The sequence below is a fragment of the Marinobacter sp. ATCH36 genome, from assembly GCF_023555055.1.
In the GTDB taxonomy this organism is placed as follows: Bacteria; Pseudomonadota; Gammaproteobacteria; order Pseudomonadales; family Oleiphilaceae; genus Marinobacter.
Genome location: NZ_JAMJPL010000001.1, coordinates 1,021,495 through 1,047,312, shown reverse-complemented (window position 1 = coordinate 1,047,312; position 25,818 = coordinate 1,021,495). Strand labels below are relative to the sequence as shown.

26 protein-coding genes are annotated in these 25,818 nt (G+C 55.6%); 12 read left to right on the top strand and 14 right to left on the bottom strand.

From position 1 onward, the window contains the following. Window positions 1-62: 62 nt before the first annotated feature. Together M8010_RS04655 and M8010_RS04650 are read right to left on the bottom strand one after the other, a co-directional pair. Complete coding sequence (locus M8010_RS04655) at window positions 63-743, bottom strand: Fe2+-dependent dioxygenase (RefSeq protein WP_250089258.1); 681 nt, start codon at window positions 741-743, stop codon at window positions 63-65. A 31-nt stretch (window positions 744-774) separates the two neighbouring features. Then, window positions 775-3,120, bottom strand: a complete 2,346-nt coding sequence (locus tag M8010_RS04650; RefSeq protein ID WP_250089256.1) for a TonB-dependent receptor — start codon at window positions 3,118-3,120, stop codon at window positions 775-777. Between the two features lie 306 nt (window positions 3,121-3,426). Between M8010_RS04650 and M8010_RS04645 the strand changes: the two genes are divergently transcribed. The 3 genes from M8010_RS04645 to M8010_RS04635 are packed head-to-tail and all read left to right on the top strand — an operon-like array spanning window position 3,427 to window position 6,615. Continuing rightward, window positions 3,427-4,362, top strand: coding sequence for an alpha/beta fold hydrolase (locus tag M8010_RS04645; protein WP_250089255.1), 936 nt, complete (start codon window positions 3,427-3,429; stop codon window positions 4,360-4,362). A gap of 40 nt (window positions 4,363-4,402) precedes the next feature. Continuing rightward, complete coding sequence (locus tag M8010_RS04640; RefSeq protein ID WP_250089253.1) at window positions 4,403-5,974, top strand: cation:proton antiporter domain-containing protein; 1,572 nt, start codon at window positions 4,403-4,405, stop codon at window positions 5,972-5,974. Then, window positions 5,974-6,615 carry a methyltransferase domain-containing protein gene (locus tag M8010_RS04635; RefSeq protein WP_250089252.1) on the top strand — a complete coding sequence of 214 codons (642 nt, stop codon included), beginning with the start codon at window positions 5,974-5,976 and terminating at the stop codon, window positions 6,613-6,615. The genes M8010_RS04640 and M8010_RS04635 overlap by 1 nt, the downstream gene beginning before the upstream one ends. Window positions 6,616-6,624: 9 nt before the next feature. Here the strand turns inward: M8010_RS04635 and M8010_RS04630 are convergent, their stop codons facing one another. The 3 genes from M8010_RS04630 to M8010_RS04620 are packed head-to-tail and all read right to left on the bottom strand — an operon-like array spanning window position 6,625 to window position 10,605. Beyond that, entirely contained in the window at window positions 6,625-7,368 is a 744-nt protein-coding gene (locus M8010_RS04630; protein WP_250089251.1) for a putative 4-mercaptohistidine N1-methyltransferase, read from the bottom strand. 24 nt (window positions 7,369-7,392) lie between these two features. Further along, window positions 7,393-8,736 carry a selenoneine synthase SenA gene (senA, locus tag M8010_RS04625; protein ID WP_250089250.1) on the bottom strand — a complete coding sequence of 448 codons (1,344 nt, stop codon included), beginning with the start codon at window positions 8,734-8,736 and terminating at the stop codon, window positions 7,393-7,395. Between the two features lie 57 nt (window positions 8,737-8,793). After that, entirely contained in the window at window positions 8,794-10,605 is a 1,812-nt protein-coding gene (locus M8010_RS04620) for an SLC13 family permease (RefSeq protein WP_250089246.1), read from the bottom strand. A gap of 123 nt (window positions 10,606-10,728) precedes the next feature. Between M8010_RS04620 and M8010_RS04615 the strand changes: the two genes are divergently transcribed. The 3 genes from M8010_RS04615 (at window position 10,729) to M8010_RS04605 (ending at window position 13,925) form a co-directional block, all read left to right on the top strand. After that, entirely contained in the window at window positions 10,729-11,220 is a 492-nt protein-coding gene (locus M8010_RS04615) for an acyl-CoA thioesterase (RefSeq protein WP_250089245.1), read from the top strand. 243 nt (window positions 11,221-11,463) lie between these two features. After that, entirely contained in the window at window positions 11,464-12,837 is a 1,374-nt protein-coding gene (locus M8010_RS04610; protein ID WP_250089244.1) for a sigma-54 dependent transcriptional regulator, read from the top strand. 11 nt (window positions 12,838-12,848) lie between these two features. Next, on the top strand, window positions 12,849-13,925 hold the full coding sequence (locus M8010_RS04605) for a transporter (protein WP_250089243.1): 1,077 nt from the start codon (window positions 12,849-12,851) through the stop codon (window positions 13,923-13,925). Between the two features lie 18 nt (window positions 13,926-13,943). On the opposite strand, the gene M8010_RS04600 is transcribed toward M8010_RS04605, so the two are convergent. The 9 genes from M8010_RS04600 to M8010_RS04560 all read right to left on the bottom strand — a co-directional run bounded on the left by M8010_RS04600 (window position 13,944) and on the right by M8010_RS04560 (window position 21,290). Beyond that, complete coding sequence (locus tag M8010_RS04600; protein ID WP_250089241.1) at window positions 13,944-14,441, bottom strand: hypothetical protein; 498 nt, start codon at window positions 14,439-14,441, stop codon at window positions 13,944-13,946. After that, the gene (locus M8010_RS04595; RefSeq protein ID WP_250089239.1) at window positions 14,441-15,133 is read right to left on the bottom strand and encodes a C39 family peptidase; all 693 of its coding nucleotides are present in this window, start codon (window positions 15,131-15,133) and stop codon (window positions 14,441-14,443) included. The genes M8010_RS04600 and M8010_RS04595 overlap by 1 nt, the downstream gene beginning before the upstream one ends. 12 nt (window positions 15,134-15,145) lie before the next feature. After that, complete coding sequence (locus M8010_RS04590; RefSeq protein WP_250089237.1) at window positions 15,146-15,496, bottom strand: hypothetical protein; 351 nt, start codon at window positions 15,494-15,496, stop codon at window positions 15,146-15,148. Between the two features lie 59 nt (window positions 15,497-15,555). Next, entirely contained in the window at window positions 15,556-16,449 is an 894-nt protein-coding gene (locus M8010_RS04585; protein WP_250089242.1) for a dentin sialophosphoprotein, read from the bottom strand. Window positions 16,450-16,807: 358 nt separating this feature from the next. After that, on the bottom strand, window positions 16,808-17,305 hold the full coding sequence (locus M8010_RS04580; protein ID WP_250089241.1) for a hypothetical protein: 498 nt from the start codon (window positions 17,303-17,305) through the stop codon (window positions 16,808-16,810). Continuing rightward, complete coding sequence (locus tag M8010_RS04575; protein ID WP_250089239.1) at window positions 17,305-17,997, bottom strand: C39 family peptidase; 693 nt, start codon at window positions 17,995-17,997, stop codon at window positions 17,305-17,307. The genes M8010_RS04580 and M8010_RS04575 overlap by 1 nt, the downstream gene beginning before the upstream one ends. A gap of 12 nt (window positions 17,998-18,009) precedes the next feature. Further along, window positions 18,010-18,360: a hypothetical protein gene (locus M8010_RS04570; RefSeq protein WP_250089237.1), complete on the bottom strand. Its 351-nt coding sequence runs from the start codon at window positions 18,358-18,360 to the stop codon at window positions 18,010-18,012. Window positions 18,361-18,414: 54 nt separating this feature from the next. Further along, window positions 18,415-19,326, bottom strand: coding sequence for a dentin sialophosphoprotein (locus M8010_RS04565; RefSeq protein WP_250089236.1), 912 nt, complete (start codon window positions 19,324-19,326; stop codon window positions 18,415-18,417). A 374-nt stretch (window positions 19,327-19,700) separates the two neighbouring features. Further along, complete coding sequence (locus tag M8010_RS04560) at window positions 19,701-21,290, bottom strand: isocitrate lyase (protein WP_250089235.1); 1,590 nt, start codon at window positions 21,288-21,290, stop codon at window positions 19,701-19,703. Between the two features lie 369 nt (window positions 21,291-21,659). Here M8010_RS04560 and M8010_RS04555 point away from each other — a divergent pair, with 369 nt between their 5' ends. From M8010_RS04555 to M8010_RS04530, 6 genes are read left to right on the top strand one after another with little or no spacing between them, the layout of a single operon-like run. Then, entirely contained in the window at window positions 21,660-23,114 is a 1,455-nt protein-coding gene (locus tag M8010_RS04555; protein WP_250089233.1) for a DUF1538 domain-containing protein, read from the top strand. Continuing rightward, the gene (locus M8010_RS04550) at window positions 23,111-23,461 is read left to right on the top strand and encodes a P-II family nitrogen regulator (protein ID WP_250089232.1); all 351 of its coding nucleotides are present in this window, start codon (window positions 23,111-23,113) and stop codon (window positions 23,459-23,461) included. Before M8010_RS04555 ends, M8010_RS04550 begins: the two co-directional genes overlap by 4 nt. 13 nt (window positions 23,462-23,474) lie before the next feature. Next, window positions 23,475-23,864, top strand: a complete 390-nt coding sequence (locus M8010_RS04545; protein WP_250089231.1) for a CBS domain-containing protein — start codon at window positions 23,475-23,477, stop codon at window positions 23,862-23,864. A 36-nt stretch (window positions 23,865-23,900) separates the two neighbouring features. Further along, window positions 23,901-24,254, top strand: coding sequence for a P-II family nitrogen regulator (locus M8010_RS04540; protein ID WP_250089229.1), 354 nt, complete (start codon window positions 23,901-23,903; stop codon window positions 24,252-24,254). Window positions 24,255-24,275: 21 nt separating this feature from the next. After that, window positions 24,276-25,031, top strand: coding sequence for a DUF1538 domain-containing protein (locus tag M8010_RS04535; RefSeq protein WP_250089228.1), 756 nt, complete (start codon window positions 24,276-24,278; stop codon window positions 25,029-25,031). Next, the gene (locus M8010_RS04530; protein ID WP_250089227.1) at window positions 25,024-25,818 is read left to right on the top strand and encodes a DUF1538 domain-containing protein; all 795 of its coding nucleotides are present in this window, start codon (window positions 25,024-25,026) and stop codon (window positions 25,816-25,818) included. The genes M8010_RS04535 and M8010_RS04530 overlap by 8 nt, the downstream gene beginning before the upstream one ends.

The window sequence follows — 25,818 nt, the reverse complement described above, 5'->3', positions numbered from 1 at the left end:
CTTTATTGCATTATGGACCAATCAAACAGCACAACCTGTCGAACGGTTTTACCGGTTGCGCGTCAACACTCTGACCAAAGTCTTACCAGATTGTTGTAAGTACCAGTCAACTGCACAAGCTCTGCCTGGTCCTCCCCCTGCGTTGCACGCAGCCGACGCAGGGCATTATCCATTTCATAAAGCAGGCGACGTTTCTCCGCGTCCCGCACAAGACTCTGCATGAACATGTAACAACCGAGACGCTCACCCCGGGTCACGGGAGTGACCTCATGCAGAGATCCTGATGGGTAGGCAATCAGGCTGCCTGCAGCCAGTTTGACCCTCTGTTCGCCAAAGGTGTCGGTGATTTTCAGCTCCCCGCCGTCATACTCATCCGGTTCTGACAGGAACAGGGTTGCGGACACATCCGTACGCAGGTAACTGCCATCCGGCAAAGGGCGGAGAGTGCCATCTATATGCTTACCGTAGTGACTGTCATCAACGGTGTAGCGATTGAAATTGGGTGGGATAATCTTGAAAGGCAGAAGCGCACTCATTACCTCCGGGGTACGATTGAGCGCTCGCATTATAATGACTCGTAAATCCCGCAAAACATCGGAATTTTCGGGAATCTGAAGATTTTTTTTAACAAGCCTGGCCTGTGGGCCGGCACTGATTCCACGTTCCCAGTCGGCGTAAGAAAGCTGGCGGCGAATCGCCGCCAGCTCGTCCGATGTCAGAACGTTATCGAAACTGACAATCATTTTTAGGATGTTGCTCCTGTATCACGCTCGATTAAAAATCGTAACGCATGGTTGCAATCAGATGACGACCGGGTCCGGGAATACCCTGAGCACCACCTTCGGCGGCCTGGGAGATGTACTCCTTGTCGGCCAAGTTGAAGGCGTTGAGCCGGACCTGAAGATCTTGGTTAAAGCGATAGGTCGTCGACGCGTGAAACACGGAGTAGCTGTCTATCTCGATCTGACGACGTCGACCTCCTGGCTTAGCATTCGCATTGTAAACCTGATCGTCCACGTACTCCATGCCGCCGCCCACACTCCATTGTGCAGACAGATCATAGGTTGTCCAGGCGTTAAATGTATGCTCCGGAGTGCCACCCAAACGAGAGCCTTCTTCCCAAGGGTTGTTGGACTTGATTACTTCTGAATCCAGGAAAGTATAGCTTGTGTAAAGTTCCCAATCCGGCGTAATACTGCCCGATGCACCGATCTCGAAACCCTCGACCCGCTGTTCGCCGTCGAGTACGTCCAGCTGGTCACCCTGACCAATGGCCGGTGTACGGGCATTGGTTTTATCAGTACGGAAGATCGCCGCGCTAACCAACAGGTTATCGGCAACGCTGACCTTGGCACCCAGCTCGTAGGCGATGGTTTTTTCCGGATCGGTGTTGAAAGCGTCCTCGTCAATGATGTCCTCGCGACCGCCGCCCACAGCGGACCCACCGCCGGCGAGCTGCACAAGGCCTCGATCGAAGGTTCCAGTCACATCAAATGCGCTACCGACAGAAGCGTAAAATGACGCGTTCTGGGTTGGCTTGTACACCAGCCCCAGGTTACCGCTGACCTCTCTGTCAGTGCGTGAGACTGGTCCGATGGGGTCGACATAACCATAATCCGTGGCGGTTGACTTAACGTAGTCCCAGCGCACACCGCCGTGCAGATCCCATTGAGGAGACAGAGCAATGGTGTCCAGGGCATAGACGCCAAATTGCTCTGATTCAAGACGATGGCGGGATCCGTCATAAGGCGCCGCAGGACGAACGAGAATTTCCGGATCATATAGCGCTTTCGGTGTCCCTTTTACATCGGGCCGCCGCTTGTTTTCGATGTCCACGTAGCCAAGCTCGGCGCCCAACACCAGGTCGTGTTCTAGCCCACCGGTGTCAAAGGAGACAAGCAGATCGGTTGTGTTGAAATAGGACATGTCTTTCTGATCCCGGGGTTTGAGATCACCGCGCACCTGAACCTGCGACCAGTCACCAGTGCCCCAGGCATCTTCCGGCACAACCAGACGGGGGGAAGAAGTGATCGAGTCGTTCAAGACCCGGCTTACCCGCAACTGGTTACGCAACGCCAAATCTGAATTGAAGCTGTGCTCGACCGCCAGGCCCAGCTGATCAACGTCAATGTCCTGGTAGTCATCTTTGTGACCATAAAAATTACTGTAATCAATGCCGGGAGGAAGTTCGCCGGTGTAATAGCCGTCGGGTGCTCGCTGGCCGCCCGGAGTCCTTTCGCCGCCGTTTTCGGTCAAATCTGCTGTGTCACCGGTGAAGCCTGCCCGGTCAAAGGGTAGGCCCTTGTCTTCGAGGTTATTCTGGCGCGTGTGGAGGTAGTCCACTTCCACCTGGGTATCGCCCTGCAGACCCCAGACATAGGAGCCGAAAAAGCCGTGGCGCTCAGAGTTGACTTCATCCCGGCCTGGAGCGTTTTCACTGTTGGTCATCATGTTGAAACGCACGGCACTGTTGCCATCGATCCGTCGATTAAGGTCTGCGGTGGTGCGCAGCAGCTCATCCGTTCCCACAGACAACTCGACGCGGTTGCGGTCTTCCATCATGGGTTTTTTGGTGACGAAGTTGATCGTGCCGCCCGCAGAACCACGGCCAGAGAAGGACGAGTTCGGGCCCTTGATGACTTCAATCTGCTGAACATAGAAAGGGTCACGGAAATAGTTACCCAGGTCCCGGGAACCGTCGACGTTAATGTCGTCACGGGCGTTAAAACCACGGATTTTCAGTTGGTCACCGCCGGGAGGGTTGCCCTCACCCGCCTGCAGGCTGACGCCTGAAACGTTTCGCAGCGCATCGCGCAGTTCGGTGACATTCTGCTCTTCAAGCAGATCACTGGGCAGCACCGTGATAATCCGCGGTGTTTCCTGAAGATTTCTCTGGTACTTGATGCTGTCAACCGCTTCCCCCCGGAAACCGGTTACGGACAGGGTGTCCAGCTCACGCACTGAGTTCTCATCGTCTGATTGAGCCTGAGCAGAGAAGCTCGCGGCGGCCATAAAACAAGCGCCGACCGTCAACGCAGCGGGCCCACGCAACACGGTTGAATGAGCCGCGTTCTGAGCCTGAATCGCCTCCGGGAGCGCTTTTCGCTTCGAAAGTTTCATAAATCAATATCCTTTATTCTGAATCACAAAAAACATCTTCTCGAGCCAGCTACCTTATCGAAAGGGTGCGGGCAGTATGAGAACCCGTCCTCGAGTGCGGAGTCTAAAACAAACTTAATGTAAATGAAACTGGTTATCATTATTGTTGTAATTTGAATTAGTGGATGTTTAAGTGTGCGCAATCTATCTGAAGATGGGTTAACTCAGTACTCCTTCGACCCGATCCTTGACCGGGTCTTTTTTTGGGGTAGTGTAAGTGCTTCCGCAAACGGTCGTTTGAAACCCTGCCGCAGGAGCCGCCCCCGAATGAGAGCCAGCCCCACTGTCACTCTGATCACGCTACTGATCAGCACGCTGCTTATTTCAGCCTGCTCTCGTCATACCCTTTATGACAATGCCATCAGCTGGGAACGCTCCGGTGCGGGGCTGGAAGAATCCTCGGTTCGTGTTGACGGCATGACCATCGCGTACCTGAGCAATACCGAACCGGTTGACGGCGATACCCTCGTGCTCATTCACGGCTTTGGCGCCAACAAGGACAACTGGACCCGGTTGGCAAAGGAGCTGACCGACGAGTTCAATGTGTTTGCCCTCGATTTACCCGGCCATGGCGACAGCAGCAAGGAGCTGGATCTGGGATACCGGTTTAAAGACCAGGTCAGCCATGTGTCGAAGATTCTGGCCGCACTCAATATCGACCAGGCCCATATGATGGGCAACTCCATGGGTGGTGCAATCACCGCTCTGTACGCAGCCACGTACCCCGATCAGATAAAAACTGCCGTACTGTTTGATCCCGCCGGCATTTTTGAATTCGACAGCGAACTGGTGAACCTGGTCATGGACGGTGACAACCCGCTGATTCCGTCTAAAGAAGGGGATTTCAGGCGTTTGATTGATTTTGCACTGGAGAAAAAGCCCTTCGTCCCCTGGCCGATTTACGATGTGATGGAAGAAAAGGCTATTGCCAATCAGAACGTTAATGAAGTGATCTTTGCCGCTATTCGCGATACCGGTTACGAGCCACACTTCCGCAACACCATCACCGGTATTCAGGCCCCTGTGCTGATCATCTGGGGACTGGAGGACAGGGTGATCAACTATCGCAATGCCGAAGTATTTGTTGAGCGGATTCCGGATGCCCGCAAAGTACTGCTGGAGGGCGTCGGCCATGCACCGATGGTGGAAGTACCGGTAGAATCCGCACAGCTGTTCCGTGAGTTTCTGGCCGAAACACGGTAGCCTTAGGCAAAAATATTCAGCTACCGTGATGTAACCCCCCATGCCCGAAGCAATCTGGATCTCTTTTGCTTTCGGCCTTGGCCTGCTGGTCAAGGCCATTGGCCTACCGCCCCTCGTTGGCTACCTGGCCGCCGGCTTTGTGCTCAGTGGCCTGGCTGCCACTACAGACATTGCCATTGAAGCCACCGATGCACTCCAGCACATCGCCCACCTGGGCGTTCTGTTGCTGCTGTTTACGGTTGGTCTCAAGCTCAAGGTGCGATCGATCATCAGCCCCGAGGTCATCGGCGGCAGTCTGCTGCATTTTGGCATCACCTGCCTGGTATTCACCCCCGGGATCTATTTGCTGATGGATCTGGAATGGCAAACGGCTTTCCTGCTGGCCGTTGCGCTGTCTTTTTCCAGTACGGTTCTGGCAGCGAAAGTGCTGGAAACCAAGCGGGAGTTAAAAGCATTCCACGGTCGCGTCGCCATCGGCATCCTGATCATGCAGGATCTGATTGCGCTTTTGGTAATGAGCCTGGCAGCGGGCCAGGCACCGTCCCAGTGGGCACTGATTGTCTTTGGCCTGCCGCTGCTGCGGCCGGTGCTGTTCAAACTGATGGACGCCAGTGGCCACGATGAACTGCTGATCCTGCTGGGGCTGTTGCTGGCGCTGGTGGTTGGCGGACTGGGCTTTGAATCCGTGGGGCTGAGTTCTGAACTCGGCGCCCTGGTGTTCGGTGCCATGCTGGCCAGCCATCCCCGTGCCAAGGAGCTATCCGAATCACTCTGGAGCGTGAAAGAAGTGTTTCTGGTGGGCTTCTTTTTACAGATCGGCATTGGCGGGTTGCCTGACGGCCAGGCGCTGATCTTCGCGGTAGTGGCCGCCGTGGTTCTGCCATTGAAAGGGTTGCTGTTCTTCTTCCTGTTGCTGCTGTTCCGGCTGCGCGCACGCAGCGGCTTTCTCAGTGCCCTGTCGCTGACCAACTACAGCGAATTCGGGTTGATCGTGGCCAGCGTCGCCCTGCCGGAATGGCTGGTACCCCTGGCCATCACCGTTGCCCTGTCGTTTGTGATCTCGGCACCATTGAACCGCTTTTCCCATGCCCTTTACGAGCGCTGGTCCGGCACTCTGGTAGGCTTTGAAAGCCACAAGCACCACCCGGACGAGCAGCCCGTTTCCCTGGGCAATACCCGGGTTCTGGTGATGGGCATGGGCCGTGCCGGCACCGCCGCTTACGACTGGCTGAAGAAGTCCGAACCGGACCTGATGGGGCTGGATTCCGACCCTGTTAAAGCCGGCGGGCATCAGAAAGCAGGCCGCAACGTCGTCTACGCTGATGCCGAAGACACCACCTTCTGGCAGGGTCTGGACATGCCTTCCGTGGAAGCGGTCATACTTGCCATGAACGAACTCGAGGGTAAACTGATTGCCGCACGAATGCTGCGTAAAAAGGGCTTTAAAGGCTATATCGTGGCGCATACGATGTACGCCGACGAAGCGAAGAAAATCTGCGACGCTGGTGCCGACGACACCTATCTGACCATGAGCGAAACCGGCGTAGCCCTGGCCAGCCACCTGAAGGATTACCAGACTGCCGTGCCTTCAAAAACTGCAGGAACAGCCTGATGCACAATACCAGAGATCCCGATAACGGCATGATGACCCAGATGACCTCGTTACACGAGGAGCGCCTGGATTTCGTGTACCGGAAACTCAGGGCAACCGGTGCGCGCCGGGTGCTGGACCTGGGCTGCGGCTCCGGCTCGCTGCTGTATCGGTTATTGGCTGACGAACAGTTTGAGGACGTAATCGGCCTGGAGGATTCCGGGCTGTCGCTGCAGCAGGCCCGCTCGATCCTGGCGCCGTATCTTGCCGAGGAGCTGCCCCGGATACGACTTATCCGCGGCTCCTACGCCGAAAGCAATCCAGCACTGGCCGGTTTTGAGGCTGCCGCCATGGTGGAAACCATTGAACACGTGCGGCCGGAACAACTGTCGCAGGTGGAGCGCGCGGTGTTCGGGGAGTATCGCCCTGGCTGCCTGTTCATGACCACACCCAACCGGGAATACAATCCGTTGTTTGATCTGGCACCGGGAGAATTCCGCGAGGAAGACCACAAGTTCGAATGGGACCGGATCAAGTTCCAGCGCTGGGCGCGAGGCGTCGCGGATCGCAATGGCTACGACGTCCGTTTCGGCGGCATTGGTGAGTATGTACCGGATGCCGGCCATCCCACCCAGACCGCCTTTTTTACCCGAACGGACTGATCAGGGGCTTCAGCGAACCCGGCGCCAGGCACTGAGCTCGGCAATGGTATGCTGGAACTTCCGGCGGGTTTCGCGAATAACGAAGGGCACGTCCTGTGGCGGCTGAAGTTCTTCAAAGTGGTGGGACAGGACTTCCCGCAGTCCGTCCAGTACCGTGCGCTGCTGGCCGTTACGCTCGAATCCGCCAATCCAGTTGGCCCGGGGTGTGAATTCTTCCATCAGGGTGTAGGGCGAGCTGATCACCAGTGTGCCGCCATCGGCAAGGCGCCGATGGATATCACCCAGAAACAGCCCCGGATCCTGCAGCCTGTCAATCAGGTTGCCAGCGAATATCAGGTCGTAGTCCCGGTGCTCCTCCCCCAGCTGACAGGCATCACCGGTGGTAAAGGATACCCGTTCGGCAGCTCTCGCCAGACCAAGTTCGTCGAGGCTGACGGTGACTCGCGTTCCCAGTTCGCCTTCGTCGCGGCGAAAATAATCGATTTCCCCGTCCTGCTTGAGATTGTGCGCCGCATCCACAAAGCTTTTCGACAGATCCACACCCACAACCTGCTCAAAAACCCTGCCAAGTTCGAATGTGGTACGACCAACCGCACAGCCCAGGTCCAGCGCTTTACGTTTGTCGCGGCCCGCCATCAGTTCCTGGCAGATTCCGGCACAGCGGGCCGGGTAATTGCCCACCCCAAAGTAGCTCTCTCCAAAATGGAATCCCAGATACTGGCCAAGCAGTTCGTCGGTTTCGTAGACATTCATGGCTGATCCTCAGCGATTATCCGGTCACGTTTTCGGGAGCGCGCAGGTGCGGAACCCAGTATAGACATCATTTCTCTGCGCCAGATAGGCCTGGCGGTATGTTCCACGGATAAGATTTGGGGATGTGGCGCAACTGCCGCCGCGGGTGACTTTGTGATCCCCGAACTGCAACGTCGACATAAATGGGTACACATCAATCCGGAAACCGTCATAGGGGAAAAACTGGCTGCTGGTCCACTCCCACACACCTCCGATCATCTGGCGGCAACCGAACGGACTGTCGCCGGCGGGGAAGTCCCATACCGGGTACTGTGCCATCGCACGCCCCCCCATATCCGCATGTGCAGGGCCGACCGGGTCGTTTCCCCAGGGGAAGCGTCTGAAGCCATCTCCTGCCCGGTTGCCCAATGCAGCCACCTCCCATTCGTATTCTGTCGGCAAACGCCGGCCTGCCCAATGGCACCAGGCCTCCGCTTCCCAATAGCTGATGTGGCAAATCGGTGCGTGGGGATTCAGTGGTCGCCACTGATCGAAAAACCGCTCCTGCCATTGGTCATCATGCCAGCGCCAGTACAACGGGTGCTTCGGGGTTCGCAGCACGGGCTCGGGGCTGCCGTGAACCAGCGAGACATCGGTCTCTGTCTGCAGCCATTTGCGTCCGCCAAACGACCAGAGATCCGGTCGTTGATACCCGCCATCTTCCACAAATGCCATAAACTCCAGGTTAGACACCGGCAGCCGGGAAATGGTGAACGACTCCAGCTCCACCTCGAACCCTGGCTTCTCGTTGTCGAACGCGAAGTCGGTCGTTGCGAAATCATCAGATTCACCGGGCATCCCAATCCGCCATCGGCCGGCCGGAATCAGCACATCGCCCTCGATCCGGTCACCGGGCGCCACGCGGTCGTCGGTGTAATCCGGAGCAGGCGGATAACCGACAGTCTGACGACACCAGATCAGGGACTCGATGTGCATGTTTTGGTGGAAAACGGCGTAGCGGTAAAGGTACAGATATCCGTCCGTCAGAGGCTTACTCCGGATGCGCTCGGCCATACGTTCGTAGATGGTATCGAAATAGGCCAGGGTATCTTCCCGCCCGGGAAACAGTTCCCGGCACCAGCGGTCCCGGTGGTCCACATGGAATGAATCCCAGAGGTCGTCCATGGCCGGATTATAACTGGGCGTGCCATCCAGCAGGTTGAACACGAACACCTCGTAGAAAAAAGCGGCATGCCCCATTTCCCACAGCGGTGGGTTGACCCCGGGATGATAGGGCACATCAAGCTGCTCCTCCGGCAATGAGGTGATCAGCGCCCGGGTTCTTTGTCGGGCGGTTTCCAGTTCTGCCAACAGGGTTGCCTTTTCCACGCTATTATTCTCCGGATACGTCTTGAATTTCACCGCTCTCAAATACTAGTGAAAACACTACCCCCATACCAACAGAATCATTGGCACTGCGACAATGGTTACCAGAATTGACAGTGGCAGACCCAGTTTCCAGTAATCACCGAACTGATAACCACCAGGTTCCATCACCAAGGCGTTGGATTGGTGGCCTATGGGCGTCAGGAATGCACAGGATGCGCCCACCGCAACCGCCATCAACACCGCATCGGAAGCCATCCCCAACTCTGCGGAAAGGCTCAGGGCAATAGGCGCCACCAGAATGGCTGCTGCTGCATTATTGACTACATTCGACAACAACATGGTGCCTACCAACACCATGGCCAGGACCGCGGCCGGGGCCAGGCCTCCACCAACCGCCAGCATCTGGCCGGCAATCAGTTCCGCGCCTCCGGTGGTTTCCAGTGCCTGGCCCACCGGAATCATTGCCGCCAGCAAAACAATCACCGACCAGTCTATGGCCTTATAGGCACCGGGAGCGTCAATCAGTTTGCTCAGTACCATGGCAACAGCAGCGGCAACCAGCGCAACTGGCGCTGACAGCCAGCCACTGACAATGGCCAGGATACTGACCAGGAAAATGCCCGCCGCCAGCAAGGTCTTGCGGGGAGATCCAAGGCGCAGCCCCCGCTCCGCCAGAGGAAGGCACCCCAGGCTGGAAAGTGTACTGGTTAACGAATCCTCAAAGCCCTGGACCAACAGAATATCACCGGCATTGAAGTGAATATCCCCCAGGCGGCGCTTCAACCGCTGCCCCTGCCTGGCAACGGCGACAATATTCAACCCATGGCGCTCCCGCAGGTTGAGACGATTGGCGGTCTGCCCAACGAGAGACGAATCAGGCGTAATAACCGCCTCGGTCAGTTGCACTTCACCTTCATTCAGCTCTTTTTTCCGGTTTTTCCGGGATTTCTCATCCTCGTCGGTATCAGCGGCTTCTTCCTGGCTACCCAGCTCCAGCCCGGTTTTATCGAGGAACGTCTGCAGGCTCTCGGTATCCGACTCCACCAGCAACAGATCGTTTTCTTTCAATACCTGGAAGGTTGAGGGCGCCAGATGGCGCTTATCGTCGCGGATCAGCGCCAATACGACGACGTCTTTGTCCTCACTGCTGTCCGACAGCAGGTTATGCAGGGTGGCGCCAGCGTAGGACGAACCTTCAGGTACCTTCAATTCTGTCAGATAGTCGCCAACACTGAAAAGTTTGTCGTCCTCCCCGCTGTCGCTGCCACGCTTCGGTGTCAACCGCCATCCCACCAGGGTGATAAAGGCAATGCCAGCGATGGTTATGGCAGCACCGACCGGCGCAAAATCAAACAACCCGAACGAGCTCGCCCCTTCCCGATAGCTGGCAATGATGATGTTGGGCGGTGTACCGATCAGTGTCATGGTGCCGCCGAGAAGCGAACCAAAAGCCAGTGGCATCAGCAGCAGCGACGGTGAGCGCCCTGCCTCCCGGGACATCCACACGGCCACGGGCATCAACAGTGCCAGAGCGCCCACGTTGTTGATGAACCCCGAACACAGCGCTACCACACCGGTCAGGGTCAGAATCTGCAGTGTCGGCCGGTGGCCCACCTTACCCAGCAACTGCGCGATATTATCCACCACGCCGCCGTTCACCAGGCCCTGGCTGACCACGAGCACGGCCGCCACTGTTATCACAGCGGGGTGTCCGAACCCCGCAAACAGATCTTCGGTGGGAAGTAGCCCGGCGATAGCGATCGCCAGCAGTGCCAGCATGGCAACCACATCAAACCGCAACCTGTTCCAGACGAACAGCGCCAGCGTAGCTGCCAGTACTGCAAATACGATTCCCTGATCTGTACTCAACCCTGCCTCCCCCGTTATTTCACTTGGCAACTAATCTTAATGGCAACATACCTGATCTTGACGCTTTATACAGAGCCCCTGGGCGGTATAGTAGCGATATATCCAGCAAGAGGAGAAAAACCAATGCCACCCAGACCTGCCAGACCGGTTTCCGCATCCGCCATCGACAAACATGTCTACAAGGTGTTCCCGAATGACATGAACTCCCACCAGACGGTGTTTGGTGGAATGATCATGGCCAAGTGTGATCGCCTGGCACTGGTGGTTGCAGAAAGGCACTCCGGCCATGTCTGCGTTACAGCGGCAGTGGATTCCATTCACTTCCGCGCGCCCGCCAAAGGCAATGACACTTTGCTGTTCAGCCTTGCCCTCAACCGCAGTTGGGGGTCATCCATGGAAATCGGCGCACGGGTTGAAGCTGAAAACAGCTACACCGGTGAGTGCCGACATATACTCTCCGCGTTTTTCACCTTTGTTGCATTGGATGAGAACGACAAGCCCATCGATGTGCCTGGGGTGAAACCGGAAACGGAAGACCAGAAGCGGCGATTCCTGAACGCAGAAATCCGCCGAAAGGGCCGCCTTGCAACCCGCAATAAGCTGAACGAGCGCTGAATTGTGTCGGCAAATTTTACAGAGAGCATTCTGCGACAGAGTTCTCATTTTCTAACCTTCTGAAACCAACGCAAGTATTAAAACTGGCACACAATCTGAATAACAATTCAGATGAATTCCCGCCTGTTAACCCAGCCGTTGGCGGTCACAGGGCAGTGACTGGATCAAGCCGTTCCAGCCTTAGCAGAGTTTCTAAAATGCTTAGCAGTCCGTTTTCCAGACACGAACTCAAGGAGAGTCGCCATGGAGGAAAAAAGACCGCTCGTCTGGCTGTCGGCGGAACACTCCGGTATTGCAACGCACGCTATCGGGCTAAAGGAATGGCGATTATTTCCCGTAGCCATTGGTACCGAACTACGGCTACGCGATATTCCCGGTGACGGCTTCTGGGTTGGTGTAGTGGATCTCGGCTCGCTCTCCGAGAACCAGCTGGCCAAGGCAGGTCATTGGTTGGAGGCGCTCCGGGTCAGGCACTGGATTGCCATTCTTGAGCCTGGCCAGATTGACGACCCGGACGTGTACGGGTTTATCAACGGGTACTGCGTGGATTATCACACCTTGCCGATTCAGCCTGAGCGGCTTAACGGGATACTTGGCCATCTGTGGGGGATGTCTGAACTCCAGGCAAAAGCTTCCCGTGCCAAACCGCTGAGCTACCATGATATTGCCCTGGAAGGCGAATCTCCGGCTATCAGACAGACAAGGGGTCTTCTTGGCCGGTTCGCACACACCGAAGAGCCTGTGCTGATCTTCGGTGAAAACGGCACTGGCAAAGAAGCGGCTGCCAAATACATTCACAACAATTCCCCACGCAAAAATAAACCCCTGGTTGTTGTCAATTGTGCTGCCCTGCCCCCTTCCCTGACCCAGAACGAACTGTTCGGGCACGAAAAAGGCTCGTTCACGCATGCCATGACGGCACAGAAGGGCAGAATCGAATCTGCCCACGGTGGCACGCTACTTCTCGTCGGTGTTGATGAGCTCAACCCCGAGCAACAGTCCTCTATTCTGCGTTTTCTTCAGGAAGGCCAGGTCGAACGTATCGGTGGCAGCCACACCATAAAGGTGGACGCCCGGTTAATCGCAACCAGCACCAGCCCTCTGGAACAGTTGGTGGCTTCAGGCCGTTTTCGCAGTGATGTCTTTTACCGGCTTGGCAGCCTGCACGTGCTGCTGCCACCGCTGCGGGAGCGCAGAGAAGATGTCCTTATGCTGGCAAACCGCCTACTGTCGGCAACGCCGACGTCTGCGCCCAAACGTCTGGCAGACAGTACAACGATCTGCCTCGCCGAACATCCCTGGCCGGGTAATCTCAGAGAGCTCCAGAACCGACTGCGGCAGGCTTTACTGCTCGGGGAGGGCCAGGTCATTGAACCGGTCGATATGGGTTTTGGACAGACACCGGCGAACACTCAGAGCCGGACCCAGGAGCTATCGCTGGATGCCTTCCGCTCCCAGGCGGATCGGCAGGCGATCTCTGTAAGCCTGGCGCTGGCGCAGAATAATATTTCCGCTGCAGCACGATTGCTGAACATTTCGAGAGTGTCGTTTTACCGGCTGATGGACAAGCATCAGGTTCCCCACAAAACGTCCGTCTCGCATTCAAAGAGTGATTAAAGGAGATCTCCATGGCTGCAAAAATGTTCTGGCTTGTGCCTGTACTAGCGGTAGCAACGCCAACACTCATCGAAGCCGCACAGGCGGACAGGGAAGCCACGTCATCTGCGGGTGGCACGTCGATAACAGCGCCGGAAGATGGGCATGATCCGGCTACCGACATTGCATCCATTACCTCGGACCGGGGCATTGTTACCCGGCCGGGCCGGTTTACCATAGAACCCTCATTCTCCCATGCCCACAGCAATTCAACAGCGGTCGCAATAGAAGGTTACACAGTGATTCCTGCCCTGCTCATCGGGCTGATCAATATTTCGGAGATCCAGCGTGATATTTTCGTCGGCGCAATGTCGCTGAAATACGGCTTCACAAGCAAGCTCGAAGCGGCAGTTCGCGTACCCTATCTGAGCATTAACGAGGACCTCAGAGAGCGCGAGGTATTTCAGGGCACACCAGTGGATACGCTGCGCGAGTCCTCGGGCGAGGGCCTTGGTGATGTTGAACTTTCGTTTCGTTACCAGTTAACTGATGGCTTGGGTGGCTGGCCTTACGTTATTGGCGGGCTGAGGGTGAAAGCACCAACCGGCGAAGGCCCCTACGACGTTGACCAGAGAATCATCCGGGATAATCAGGGCAACCCGATTGGCATTGAGCTGGAGAACCGGCCGACCGGTTCCGGCTTCTGGGCGTTTGAGCCCGGTCTCTCCTTCATCTACCCAACCGATCCGGCCGTGCTGTTCGGAAACCTGAGTTATGTATGGACTCTCAAAGAGGAGCAAGGCTTCGAAAATGGCGGCACCGTTGATCCAGGTGACATCGTGCGTTTCGGCTTCGGAATGGGGTTTGCGTTCAACGACCGCACGTCCTTTAGCCTGGGCTATGATCACTCGGTCATCCGCAAGACAACGTTCGAGAGAAATAACGATCTTTTTGCATCCAACTTCGATCGCATTCAGATCGGGTCACTGTCGTTCGGCTTGTCCCAGCGTCTGAGCCGGTCCACATCGCTGAGCCTGACGGTGAGTGTGGGCGTAACGGAAAATGCACCCAACAGTGAAATTACGCTCAAGCTTCCGATCAGTCTTTAGGGAGAAAGTGCAGATAACTCAGCGGCCAAGCAACTGCACCAACTGATCACTGAACCGTGCCGGGAACTGATTTCCGGCACCCAGATTGTTCAGCTCGATATTCAGCTGGTGCATATTCTGTATCACCGTGCTGTCGAGGTTGTTCTGAATCACCGTCATCCAGCCGCCAGGCCCCGCCATATTACTGGACACCCGCGCGCCGCCGCTGCGGTTTGCGCTAATAACCTCGAGTACTGTGTCCATTTGATGGTCCACCAGACCGCCGTTGACCGCCTGATTGAGATTGGGAATGGTCAGGCGGTTGACCACCAGGGTGTCACCGTTGATACCAACAATCTGCTCCAGACCAATGCTGATCTCCAGATTATCCATCAGGAAGCCGCCCCGATACTCTGACAGCTCCGGGTCACTCAGGGGCTCAACACCCAGCGTCAGCTCTGCCTGGACAGATGGCGACACCACTGCACATGAAACAACCAGTAACGCTATGGCTGGCATCCGGACCATCATGATCATCACCATTCCCTTGAGGAGGGCCAGTAGGGCAATGTGTGCCCGAGTGAAGGACCGCCCAGGCCTTTCTGTATCGGCGCCCTGGCTACCTGCGGCCAGTGTCCGTCGCCGAGAAATCCGTCCCGACCCTGTTTTAGATGGCTGCGGATAATAAAGGCGGTACCGTTCCAGTACTCGCTGAATTGTCGGTAGGAAAAAACCTTCAGCCCCCGCGCCGGGTCCCCCACCAGGACCTCATCGTCACTGATCCCCTTGATCAGGACGAAATGCCGGAATCCATCAATGTTCAGCAACACAATCATGGGTAAGCGCACTTTTTCCTTCAGCCCGGTCAACGGCATGCGAAAACCGTCGGCCTGATACCCCCTGGCCTCAAGATAGCGCTTCATATCAAGCATTGAGAAACCGTCCTGGCGTACTTTCTGCTCGTCCGCCAGCGAGAGCATCTCGACGAAGACATCGTGCTCTGATACCTCGTCTTCGTAATGAAAGGACAACAACGAAGCAATCGCGGCGGAGCCGCAACTGAAGTCGTATTGTTGGCGCATGACACTGTCAAAGCGCCGGTTCTCGAAACTGTTCACCTGTACCCGCACATCACCGCCAATACCCGGCAACATGACCGAGCCTGCAAAAGCGGTGGACCATAGCAGCCCGGTACTCGCGCAGATTGCAACAAGAACCTTCCTGGTCATGGCCCACCTCCGTCAGTGATTAAGCAGTATATTGATCTGGGTACTGTCCTGAATGACCACCTGGTTACCGGTGTTCTGGATAACCGTGGCAACTCCGCTCATGTTGCCGAACGCGTTGTCGGAAATACTGTTATCACCTGTGACAACATTTCCCGACAGCAGGTTGTCGGACACATTCGCATTCTGCTGGTTATCGTTAATCTGCCACTGCATCGGGATTCCCTGGCGACCACTAGAGTCCGCCAGCTGATCCGCCGACATCGGTGCGGCATCCATCCACTCCTCGGCGGACACAAACCCCGTTGCCACGAACATTAACGCTAACAAGGCAGCCTTCAGTTTCCATCTGATAACGCGACCCATGGCAGTTCTCCCGGAATAACCGGGCCGCACCTGGTACTAGCGGGTGCGGCACGGCTTCCTCAGTTACCTGCGGACAGGTTAGACATCACACTGACATTCGCCTGTGTGACGCTGCCGTTGCCTGCGTTCTGGGCGAATGCTCCGACACCGGTGTAGTTCGCTGAGCCGCCTGAAATTTCATTGCGGTTGCGAGCAACAGTGCTGGAATCATCTCTTCCTTTAGCGTCACCGTACCTCACTTCTGTGCCGCTGACGGAGCCATGAAGCTCAGCATCGTTCATGAACACCTCAAGAGACAGGTCCAGATCAATGCTGTTGTCCGAGCTGTCGGTATTGGCGTTGGTGTGGCTTCGATCCGAGTTGTCCGTATTGTACGAATCCTTGGGATCGGTTCTGGTTTCGGTGTTCGCGTTGGTGTGGCTGCGATCCGAGCTGTCCGTATTGTACGAATTTTTAGGATCGGTTCTGGTTTCGGTGTTCGCGTTGGTGTGGCTGCGATCCGAATTATCGGAATTATCCGAGCTGTCGGAATTGGCGTTGGTATGGCTGCGATCCGAGTTGTCCGTATTGTACGAATTCTTGGGATCGGTTCTGGTTTCGGTGTTCGCGTTGGTGTGGCTGCGATCCGAGCTGTCCGTCGAATTGTCCGTATTGTACGAATTTTTCGGATCGGTTCTGGTTTCAGTATTAGCGTTGGTGTGACTATTATTCGAACTATCGGTATTGGCGTTGGTGTGGCTATTATCCGAAGTGTCGGTATTAGCGTTTGTGTGGTCATTAGTGGAGTTATTGTTTCCGGAATTGGTATTGCCGGAATTGTCGTTGTTGGCTGCTGATTGGTCATTGGCGTTGGTGTTTGGATCACCATCCCCACCCAGATTAGCCCAGGCGGCGCCGGACAGTCCAAGGCCCATTGCAACCGCGATCGCTAGCAAGTTTTTTCTAGTGTTCATGATGTTATTCCCTTTGGCATGATTGGCTTTTTTTGAGGGGGCCTATCCAACCTGTCCATTTTCAGGTAATCCATGGTTCGGACCCGCCAAAAGAAAGTAGCGATTCGCGTGCCAAGTCAAAATTTTATTTTATAACATACTGAAATATAAAGATAATCATTCGATAGCCAAGATATAACAGAGAATAGAAGCAGAATAAACTGTTCCACAAATGAAACAGTGCCGCACTCATCTTCCGAACAAACCGGGCATTTACGTCGTTCATTCAGACACATAGCCAAAAACAGCAGTGTAAAAAAGCAACCACTGAATATTCAGGAGGCCCGAACACAATCACTAGGGAGGAACTGCAGATAACTTAGCGGCCAAGCAACTGCACCAACTGATCACTGAACCGTGCCGGGAACTGATTTCCGGCACCCAGATTGTTCAGCTCGATATTCAGCTGGTGCATATTCTGTATCACCGTGCTGTCGAGGTTGTTCTGAATCACCGTCATCCAGCCGCCAGGCCCCGCCATATTACTGGACACCCGCGCGCCGCCGCTGCGGTTTGCGCTAATAACCTCGAGTACTGTGTCCATTTGATGGTCCACCAGACCGCCGTTGACCGCCTGATTGAGATTGGGAATGGTCAGGCGGTTGACCACCAGGGTGTCACCGTTGATACCAACAATCTGCTCCAGACCAATGCTGATCTCCAGATTATCCATCAGGAAGCCGCCCCGATACTCTGACAGCTCCGGGTCACTCAGGGGCTCAACACCCAGCGTCAGCTCTGCCTGGACAGATGGCGACACCACTGCACATGAAACAACCAGTAACGCTATGGCTGGCATCCGGACCATCATGATCATCACCATTCCCTTGAGGAGGGCCAGTAGGGCAATGTGTGCCCGAGTGAAGGACCGCCCAGGCCTTTCTGTATCGGCGCCCTGGCTACCTGCGGCCAGTGTCCGTCGCCGAGAAATCCGTCCCGACCCTGTTTTAGATGGCTGCGGATAATAAAGGCGGTACCGTTCCAGTACTCGCTGAATTGTCGGTAGGAAAAAACCTTCAGCCCCCGCGCCGGGTCCCCCACCAGGACCTCATCGTCACTGATCCCCTTGATCAGGACGAAATGCCGGAATCCATCAATGTTCAGCAACACAATCATGGGTAAGCGCACTTTTTCCTTCAGCCCGGTCAACGGCATGCGAAAACCGTCGGCCTGATACCCCCTGGCCTCAAGATAGCGCTTCATATCAAGCATTGAGAAACCGTCCTGGCGTACTTTCTGCTCGTCCGCCAGCGAGAGCATCTCGACGAAGACATCGTGCTCTGATACCTCGTCTTCGTAATGAAAGGACAACAACGAAGCAATCGCGGCGGAGCCGCAACTGAAGTCGTATTGTTGGCGCATGACACTGTCAAAGCGCCGGTTCTCGAAACTGTTCACCTGTACCCGCACATCACCGCCAATACCCGGCAACATGACCGAGCCTGCAAAAGCGGTGGACCATAGCAGCCCGGTACTCGCGCAGATTGCAACAAGAACCTTCCTGGTCATGGCCCACCTCCGTCAGTGATTAAGCAGTATATTGATCTGGGTACTGTCCTGAATGACCACCTGGTTACCGGTGTTCTGGATAACCGTGGCAACTCCGCTCATGTTGCCGAACGCGTTGTCGGAAATACTGTTATCACCTGTGACAACATTTCCCGACAGCAGGTTGTCGGACACATTCGCATTCTGCTGGTTATCGTTAATCTGCCACTGCATCGGGATTCCCTGGCGACCACTAGAGTCCGCCAGCTGATCCGCCGACATCGGTGCGGCATCCATCCACTCCTCGGCGGACACAAACCCCGTTGCCACGAACATTAACGCTAACAAGGCAGCCTTCAGTTTCCATCTGATAACGCGACCCATGGCAGTTCTCCCGGAATAACCGGGCCGCACCCATTAAGGCGCGGCCTGGATTCCTTATTGGGTGCCGCCACCACCGCCACTAGCGTTCAGATTAGACATCACACTGACGTTAGCCTGTACGACACTGCCGTTGCCTGCGTTCTGAGCGAATGCTCCGACACCGGTGTAGTTCGCTGAGCCGCCTGAAATTTCATTGCGGTTGCGAGCAACAGTGCTGGAATTATCTCTTCCCTTAGCGTCACCGTACCTCACTTCTGTGCCGGTGACGGAGCCATGAAGCTCGGCATCGTTCATGAACACCTCAAGAGCCAGGTCCAGATCAATGCTGTTGTCCGAGCTGTCGGAATTGGCGTTGGTGTGGCTGCGATCTGAGTTATCCGTATTGTACGAATCCTTGGGATCGGTTCTGGTTTCGGTATTGGCGTTGGTATGGCTGCGATCCGAGTTGTCCGTATTGTACGAATCCTTGGGATCGGTTCTGGTTTCGGTATTGGCGTTGGTATGGCTGCGATCCGAGTTATCGGAGTTATTCGAGTTGTCGGTATTGGCGTTGGTGTGGCTGCGGTCCGAATTATCCGTATTGTACGAATCCTTGGGATCGGTTCTGGTTTCGGTGTTCGCGTTGGTGTGGCTGCGATCCGAGCTGTCCGTCGAATTGTCCGTATTGTACGAATTTTTCGGATCGGTTCTGGTTTCAGTATTAGCGTTGGTGTGGCTGTTATCCGAATTGTCGGTATTAGCGTTGGTGTGGCTATTATTGGAGCTATCGGTATTGGCGTTGGTCTGGGTATTAGTGGAGTTGTCATTGCCGGAATCGGTATTGCCGGAATGGTCGTTATTGGCTGCCGATGCCTGGTCGGCGTTGGTGTTTGGACCACCGTTGCCACCCAGATCAGCCCAGGCGGCGCCGGACAGTCCAAGGCCCATTGCAACCGCGATCGCTAGCAAGTTTTTTCTAGTGTTCATGATGTTATTCCCTTTGGCATGAATGGCTTTTGAAGGGCCTATCCAACCTGTCCATTTTCAGGTAACCCATGGATTGGACCCGCCAGACAAGCACAGCGATTCCCGTGCCAGGATTGAAAAACAAACTCTAATACACTGTTTTTAAATAAATTTAATATTATCGTATAAAACCACGGCTGTTCACGAGGGCGTCAAACTGTTTCAAGAATGAAACAGAACTGGTGAGAAGAAGACCTACAGAGGGACGTTTATTTTTTAATTTCAGGAGCTTGGAAAGAAATGCCGATGTAAAAAAAACAAAACCCCGCACGAGGCGGGGTTTCGGGTTCTGAAGCAAGCCTCTCAGCCCGCTTCAGTGACAACAGAGCCGATCCTTAGAACTGGTTCATGGTGTTGTCTTTACCACCGGCCTTCAGGGCTGCATCACCGGCGAAGAACTCTTTGTGGTCATCGCCGATGTTGGAGCCGGCCATGTCCTGGTGCTTCACGGTAGCAATACCCTGGCGGATTTCCTTGCGCTGGACGCCTGCCACGTAGGCCAGCATGCCTTCGTCACCGAAGTAACCCTTGGCCAGGTTGTCGGTAGACAGGGCCGCGGTGTGGTAAGTCGGCAGGGTGATCAGGTGGTGGAAGATACCCGCGTCACGAGCACCGTCACGCTGGAAGTTGGCTGTCCACTGATCGGCCAGCTTGCCAAGATCAGTTTCGTCGTACTTGGCGTTCATCAGGTCCGCACGCTCGTAAGCGGATACGTCCTTGCCTTCTTCCTTCCAGGCATCGAATACCTGCTGACGGAAGTTCAGGGTCCAGTTGAACGACGGGCTGTTGTTGTAAACCAGCTTGGCATCGGGCACCACTTCGCGGATGCGATTAACCATGGACGCGATCTGGCCAACGTGGGGCTTTTCAGTCTCGATCCACAGCAGGTCAGCGCCGTTCTGCAGGCTGGTGATACAGTCCAGAACCACACGGTCTTCGCCAGTGCCCGGCTTGAACTGGAACAGGCCGGAAGCCAGACGCTTCGGACGAACCAGCTGGCCTTTCTGCTTGATCACAACGTCGCCGTTGTTGATATCTTCGGCTTTTTCGATCACTTCACCGTCGATGAAGCTGTTGTACTGGTCGCCCAGATCGCCCGGCTCTTCAGTCACGGCAATCTTCTGGGTCAGGCCAGCGCCCAGGGAGTCGGTACGGGCAACGATCACACCGTCGTCAACACCCAGCTCCAGGAACGCCAGACGTACAGCGTTGATCTTGGACAGAAAATCGGCGTGGGGAACGGTTACCTTGCCATCCTGGTGACCACACTGCTTCTCGTCAGACACCTGGTTCTCGATCTGGATGCAGCAGGCACCGGCTTCAATCATCTGCTTGGCCAGCAGGTAAGTCGCCTCGGCGTTACCGAAGCCGGCGTCGATGTCAGCAATGATCGGCACAACGTGAGTCTCGTGGTTGTCGATCTGCTTGATCAGCTCGTCAGCCTTGGCGTTGTCGCCAGCCTGCTGGGCTTCTTCCAGGGCACGGAACAGGTGGTTCAGTTCCCATGCATCTGCCTGGCGCAGGAAGGTGTACAGCTCGCCAATCAGGCTGGAGACGGCCGTTTTCTCGTGCATGGACTGGTCAGGCAGCGGGCCGAACTCGGAGCGCAGGGCGGCAACCATCCAGCCGGACAGGTACAGGTAACGACGCTTGGTGTTGCCGAAGTGCTTCTTGATGGAAATCATCTTCTGCTGGCCGATAAAACCGTGCCAGCAACCCAGCGACTGGGTGTACTGAGACGTGTCTTTATCGTAGTTCGCCATGTCTTCGCGCATGATCTTGGCGGTGTACTTGGCGATATCCAGACCAGTCCTGAATTTGTTCTGGGCGCGCATGCGAGCCGCGTGCTCGGGCTTGATGGCGTTCCAGGTGGGGTTTTGCTTCAGAATGGAAGCGATGGCGTCAACGTCGTTTGCGTATGGCATGTTCTCAGTCCTGTCTTCTAAGGTTTGAGGTGCTCTTCAGGAAGCATGATTGCTACTTCAACGAGCCAGCGTCCGTTCAAAAAATAATCAGACCGCTGACATTGCCGGATACTTTAGTGGGTTTGTTTTTATAATTGAAATTTATATTATCTATTTTCAGCATTTTTTGAATGAATATTAGTCGTGTCACCTGTCTGCCTCCACTGCATGCAAGGTATCGACATGAAATGACAGTAAAAACTGAGCAGGATCATACCTTCAATTCGAGCGGATGCTATTCTTTGAGAAATTGACCATGCTCAATCCTGACCAATCCGCTTCGCACAAGAGGTCCTGGTGTTATATCTACAAGCGTTCGGCCACGCCTTAATGCATGCGCTGAAAAATTTGCTGCCTATCGTGGTGGTCGTGCTGTTTTTCCAGCTGGCGATCTTACAGCAGGTGCCAGAAAATGCCCTCAGCATGGCCATCGGCCTGCTGATCGTGGCTGTCGGTGTGGCTCTGTTCCTGCAGGGGCTGGAGCTCAGCATCTTCCCGGTCGGCAAAAGCCTGTCCAACCAGTTCGCACGTCGCGGTTCGCTACCCATACTCCTCAGTTTCGGATTTGCAATCGGATTCTCTGCCGTTGTCGCTGAACCCGCTCTCATAGCTGTGGCCCAACAGGCTCAGGAGATCAGTGGAGGCCGCATTGATGCACTGACACTGCGACTGCTGGTGGCGGTCTCCGTCGGTTTCGTGGTGGCACTGGGGGTGTTCCGCACCATCATGGGTTACCCGCTGCACTGGTTCATGATCATTGGCTACGCCACCGTGGTGATCGTGACCTGGTTCGCGCCGGAAGAGATCGTCGGGCTTGCCTACGACTCGGGGGGCGTGACCACCAACATTGTCACCGTTCCGCTGATTGCGGCCCTGGGCATCGGCCTGGCAGCGTCCATTCGTGGGCGCAATCCGCTGATGGATGGCTTCGGGCTGGTTGCTCTCGCGGTGATGGTACCAATGGTCACAGTGCAGATATACGGAGTTGTCGTCTACAGCGGCACGGCGCCGGACGCAAGTCTGGACATGGCCGTGTCAGATCAGTCCGGCGCGGCATTCGGACCCCTGAAAATGCTGCTGGAACTGGCGGAGATGTTCCGCGATGTACTGCCGATCATTCTCACCATACTGTTCTTCCAATACATGGTTCTGCGCAGGGGCCTTACTAACCCGCCCAAAATAGTGTTCGGCTTTCTGCTCGTCATTTTCGGGCTCTACGCATTTGTTGTGGGTCTCAAACTGGGGCTGTTTCCGATTGGAACCAGCATGGCGGAGCAGCTGATCGGGCGTGAAAACTTTGCGTTCATCTACCTGTTCGCTTTCATGATCGGCTTTGCCACCACCATGGCGGAACCGGCGTTGATTGCCATAGGAAAGCAGGCGGAGGAAGCGGCATCGGGAAGGCTGGATGGCAATGCGATTCGCCTGCTGGTTGCGCTCGGTGTTGCCATTGGCATCAGTATCGGCGTCCATCGCATCATTGTGGGTGGTTCCATGCATTACTACATTATCGGCGGCTACACCGTCGTTATCCTGCTGACGGCACTGGCACCAAGATACATCGTTGCCCTTGCCTATGACCTGGGTGGTGTGACCACCTCTGAAGTAACAGTCCCACTGGTAACCGCTCTTGGCATCGGCCTTGCCACCAATATTGAAGGCCGCAGTGTACTCATCGATGGATTCGGGCTGATTGCCTTCGCGTCCATATTTCCTATTGTTACCGTCATGACCTACGCCATTGCCGTGCAATGGCTTGCGGATCGCAGAGAGGTGAAATCATGAAATTCTCAGCACTTGTCGCCATCGTTCCTGAAGACCAGGAACAGGAATGCATTGATGAAGCCAGGGAGCTCGGCGCAGGGGGCATTACCGTGATGTCCGGGCGCGGCATCAGCAACACGTCCAAAAAAACCTTTTTCGGCCTCACTTACGATGGCAGCCAGAGCGTGCTGCTCATGGTGCTGGAAAAGGGCCTGTCGCTGGAAATTCTCAAGGCGATTCAGCGCACCCTGAGGCCCAAGGAAAACGATTCCCGGGGCGTGGTATTTACGGTGCCCCTTGAACATCTGGGCGGCATTGATATGTCCCAGGTCCACAAATTCGAGCAGCACCTGAAAGACAGCCTTTAAGGAGATAACGGCAATGAAATTGGTCAAAGATGTGATGATCACCGATGTGATCTGCGTTTCACCCTTCGCCACGCTGCGCGAAGCGCTGAGCCTGATGAAAAAAAACCACGTCAAATCCCTGGTGGTGGAAAAGCAGAACCCCCACGACGCCTATGGCCTGATTACCTACACCAATGTGCTCAAGACCGTAGTCGCGGAAGAAGGCGATATAGACCTGCTCAATGTCTACGACGCCTGCGCCAAACCGGCCATAGCCGTTGGCAAAAGCCTGGGAGTGCGGCAGGTCGCCGGGCTTATGACCGACCACAAGGTCAAACGCATTCTGGTGCTTGATGACAATGAACTGCTGGGCTTCGTGACCATGGATGACATCATGGCCGTCCTGCTCGAACAGGTCGAGTAAGACACGCCCCAGCAAGGGGAGGGAAAGGAGAAGGTTATGGACTTCAAACTGCTGATGGCCTTTGTCGATGAAGACAAGACCGACAAAGTACTGGATGCCTCCCGCAGCGCCGGGGCGACCGGCGCCACCATCATCACCAATGCCCGGGGCCAGGGCCTGAAGAAAACCATCGGCATTTTCGGTCTGGAAATTCTCAGCCCCCGGGATGTATTGCTGATTCTGGTCGAAGCGCGACGCATTGACACGGTGATGGCTGCTGTTCGCAAGGCGGGCAAGCTGGATGAAAGCCTGAGCACGGGCATAGCGATAGTACTGGATGTCGAGCAGGCGATAGGCCTCTCGGACCACATTGACCTGCTGGCGCAGAAAGTCCCTCACGACGGAAGCTGAAGGGCCGAGCGGCGATGATTTATGGCCCATAGAATCCGAAACTTTGTCTTGAGCCTCCGAAGCAGCGTCAAAGACCTGCTGCCGGTCATTCTAGTGGTTGCTTTTTTCCAGCTGGCTGTCATTCGCCAGCCACTACCCGATCACCTGGACCTGGAGGACCTGCTCACCGGGCTCGTTTTTGTCATTGCAGGCCTTACGCTGTTTATCAAAGGTCTCGAGATGGGCCTGTTTCCCATGGGTGAGGGCCTCGCCAAGGCGTTTGTCAGCCGTGGTTCTGCTCCGCTTTTGCTGACGTTCGGTTTCTGTCTGGGTGTTGGTTCCACCTTTGCCGAACCCGCCTTGCTCGCGGTGTCAGGAAAAGCCGCCAATGCTGTCGCAGAGGCCGGCCTCATAGCCACCGAGTCTATTGACATCAAACGCTTCCAGCTGTCCCTGCGACTGGTGGTGGCTGTTGCCGTCGGGATTGCCGTTGTGGTCGGCATCCTGCGCATTATCAAGGGATGGCCGCTACACCTGCTGGTAATCGGCCTCTACTCGATAGCCTTGCTGCTGTTGGTTATTGCCCCTCCGGAGATCGTGGGTATTGCCTTCGATTCCGGCGGCGTTACGACCTCCACGATAACTGTCCCTTTGCTGACCGCCGTCGGCGTTGGCCTGGCCAGCACTATCCAGGGCAGAAGCCCCTTGTTGGATGGCTTCGGACTGATTGCCTTCTCGTCTGTTATGCCCATTGTATTTGTACTGTTATTCGGCATTGCGAGCTTCGGCTATGGATAAGCAAACCTCTATTCTCGCGCATTTCGGGGGAACCGCGCTGGACATCCTGCCCATTGCATTGATTGTATTCGGCTTTCAATTCCTGGCTTTGCGTAAAAGGCTCAGCCGGGCGCCGCAGATATTGACGGGTTTCGTGTTTGTCTGGGTTGGGCTCAGTCTTTTTCTGGTGGGTCTGGATCGGGCATTGTTTCCCCTGGGAACCCTGATGGCAGAACAGCTGATTACCGAGGATTTTCTGCCGGAGCTGGCCGGATCAGATACCCGCGGCTGGAGCGACTATTACTGGATCTACCTGTTTGCCTTCAGTATCGGCGCCGCAACCACGATCGCCGAACCGGCCCTGATTGCGGTGTCCATCAAGGCCCATGAGGTGTCTGCCGGGCGTATCGACCCGTTCAGGCTGCGGATGGCGGTCGCCTTTGGCATGGCTCTGGGCATCACCCTGGGCACATTCCGAATTATTACGGGTCTGCCCCTGTCGGGATTCATTCTCGGCGCCTACGCAATCGTGATTGTGCAGGCTCTGACAACACCCCGCTATATCGTTCCCCTGGCTTTCGATACGGGAGGTGTGACTACATCCACCATTACCGTCCCGATTATCGCTGCTCTGGGAATCGGCCTGGCCACGGCAATTCCCGGGCGTGATCCCCTGCTTGACGGTTTCGGGATGATTGCGCTGGCGTGCCTTTTCCCGCTCATTACCGTGATGGGCTATGCACAGCTTGGACAGTGGTTCGGAAAACGCCTGGAACACGCAGAATCAGACCCGGAGAACCGTGGATAA

What these genes read in the sequence shown, in the direction of transcription:
- M8010_RS04655 (WP_250089258.1), bottom strand. Translation starts at nt 743, where the DNA reads ATGATTGTCAGTTTCGATAACGTTCTGACATCGGACGAGCTGGCGGCG.
- M8010_RS04650 (WP_250089256.1), bottom strand. Translation starts at nt 3,120, where the DNA reads ATGAAACTTTCGAAGCGAAAAGCGCTCCCGGAGGCGATTCAGGCTCAG.
- M8010_RS04645 (WP_250089255.1), top strand. Translation starts at nt 3,427, where the DNA reads ATGAGAGCCAGCCCCACTGTCACTCTGATCACGCTACTGATCAGCACG.
- M8010_RS04640 (WP_250089253.1), top strand. Translation starts at nt 4,403, where the DNA reads ATGCCCGAAGCAATCTGGATCTCTTTTGCTTTCGGCCTTGGCCTGCTG.
- M8010_RS04635 (WP_250089252.1), top strand. Translation starts at nt 5,974, where the DNA reads ATGCACAATACCAGAGATCCCGATAACGGCATGATGACCCAGATGACC.
- M8010_RS04630 (WP_250089251.1), bottom strand. Translation starts at nt 7,368, where the DNA reads ATGAATGTCTACGAAACCGACGAACTGCTTGGCCAGTATCTGGGATTC.
- M8010_RS04615 (WP_250089245.1), top strand. Translation starts at nt 10,729, where the DNA reads ATGCCACCCAGACCTGCCAGACCGGTTTCCGCATCCGCCATCGACAAA.
- M8010_RS04610 (WP_250089244.1), top strand. Translation starts at nt 11,464, where the DNA reads ATGGAGGAAAAAAGACCGCTCGTCTGGCTGTCGGCGGAACACTCCGGT.
- M8010_RS04605 (WP_250089243.1), top strand. Translation starts at nt 12,849, where the DNA reads ATGGCTGCAAAAATGTTCTGGCTTGTGCCTGTACTAGCGGTAGCAACG.
- M8010_RS04600 (WP_250089241.1), bottom strand. Translation starts at nt 14,441, where the DNA reads ATGATCATGATGGTCCGGATGCCAGCCATAGCGTTACTGGTTGTTTCA.
- M8010_RS04595 (WP_250089239.1), bottom strand. Translation starts at nt 15,133, where the DNA reads ATGACCAGGAAGGTTCTTGTTGCAATCTGCGCGAGTACCGGGCTGCTA.
- M8010_RS04590 (WP_250089237.1), bottom strand. Translation starts at nt 15,496, where the DNA reads ATGGGTCGCGTTATCAGATGGAAACTGAAGGCTGCCTTGTTAGCGTTA.
- M8010_RS04585 (WP_250089242.1), bottom strand. Translation starts at nt 16,449, where the DNA reads ATGAACACTAGAAAAAACTTGCTAGCGATCGCGGTTGCAATGGGCCTT.
- M8010_RS04580 (WP_250089241.1), bottom strand. Translation starts at nt 17,305, where the DNA reads ATGATCATGATGGTCCGGATGCCAGCCATAGCGTTACTGGTTGTTTCA.
- M8010_RS04575 (WP_250089239.1), bottom strand. Translation starts at nt 17,997, where the DNA reads ATGACCAGGAAGGTTCTTGTTGCAATCTGCGCGAGTACCGGGCTGCTA.
- M8010_RS04570 (WP_250089237.1), bottom strand. Translation starts at nt 18,360, where the DNA reads ATGGGTCGCGTTATCAGATGGAAACTGAAGGCTGCCTTGTTAGCGTTA.
- M8010_RS04565 (WP_250089236.1), bottom strand. Translation starts at nt 19,326, where the DNA reads ATGAACACTAGAAAAAACTTGCTAGCGATCGCGGTTGCAATGGGCCTT.
- M8010_RS04560 (WP_250089235.1), bottom strand. Translation starts at nt 21,290, where the DNA reads ATGCCATACGCAAACGACGTTGACGCCATCGCTTCCATTCTGAAGCAA.
- M8010_RS04555 (WP_250089233.1), top strand. Translation starts at nt 21,660, where the DNA reads ATGCATGCGCTGAAAAATTTGCTGCCTATCGTGGTGGTCGTGCTGTTT.
- M8010_RS04550 (WP_250089232.1), top strand. Translation starts at nt 23,111, where the DNA reads ATGAAATTCTCAGCACTTGTCGCCATCGTTCCTGAAGACCAGGAACAG.
- M8010_RS04545 (WP_250089231.1), top strand. Translation starts at nt 23,475, where the DNA reads ATGAAATTGGTCAAAGATGTGATGATCACCGATGTGATCTGCGTTTCA.
- M8010_RS04540 (WP_250089229.1), top strand. Translation starts at nt 23,901, where the DNA reads ATGGACTTCAAACTGCTGATGGCCTTTGTCGATGAAGACAAGACCGAC.
- M8010_RS04535 (WP_250089228.1), top strand. Translation starts at nt 24,276, where the DNA reads ATGGCCCATAGAATCCGAAACTTTGTCTTGAGCCTCCGAAGCAGCGTC.
- M8010_RS04530 (WP_250089227.1), top strand. Translation starts at nt 25,024, where the DNA reads ATGGATAAGCAAACCTCTATTCTCGCGCATTTCGGGGGAACCGCGCTG.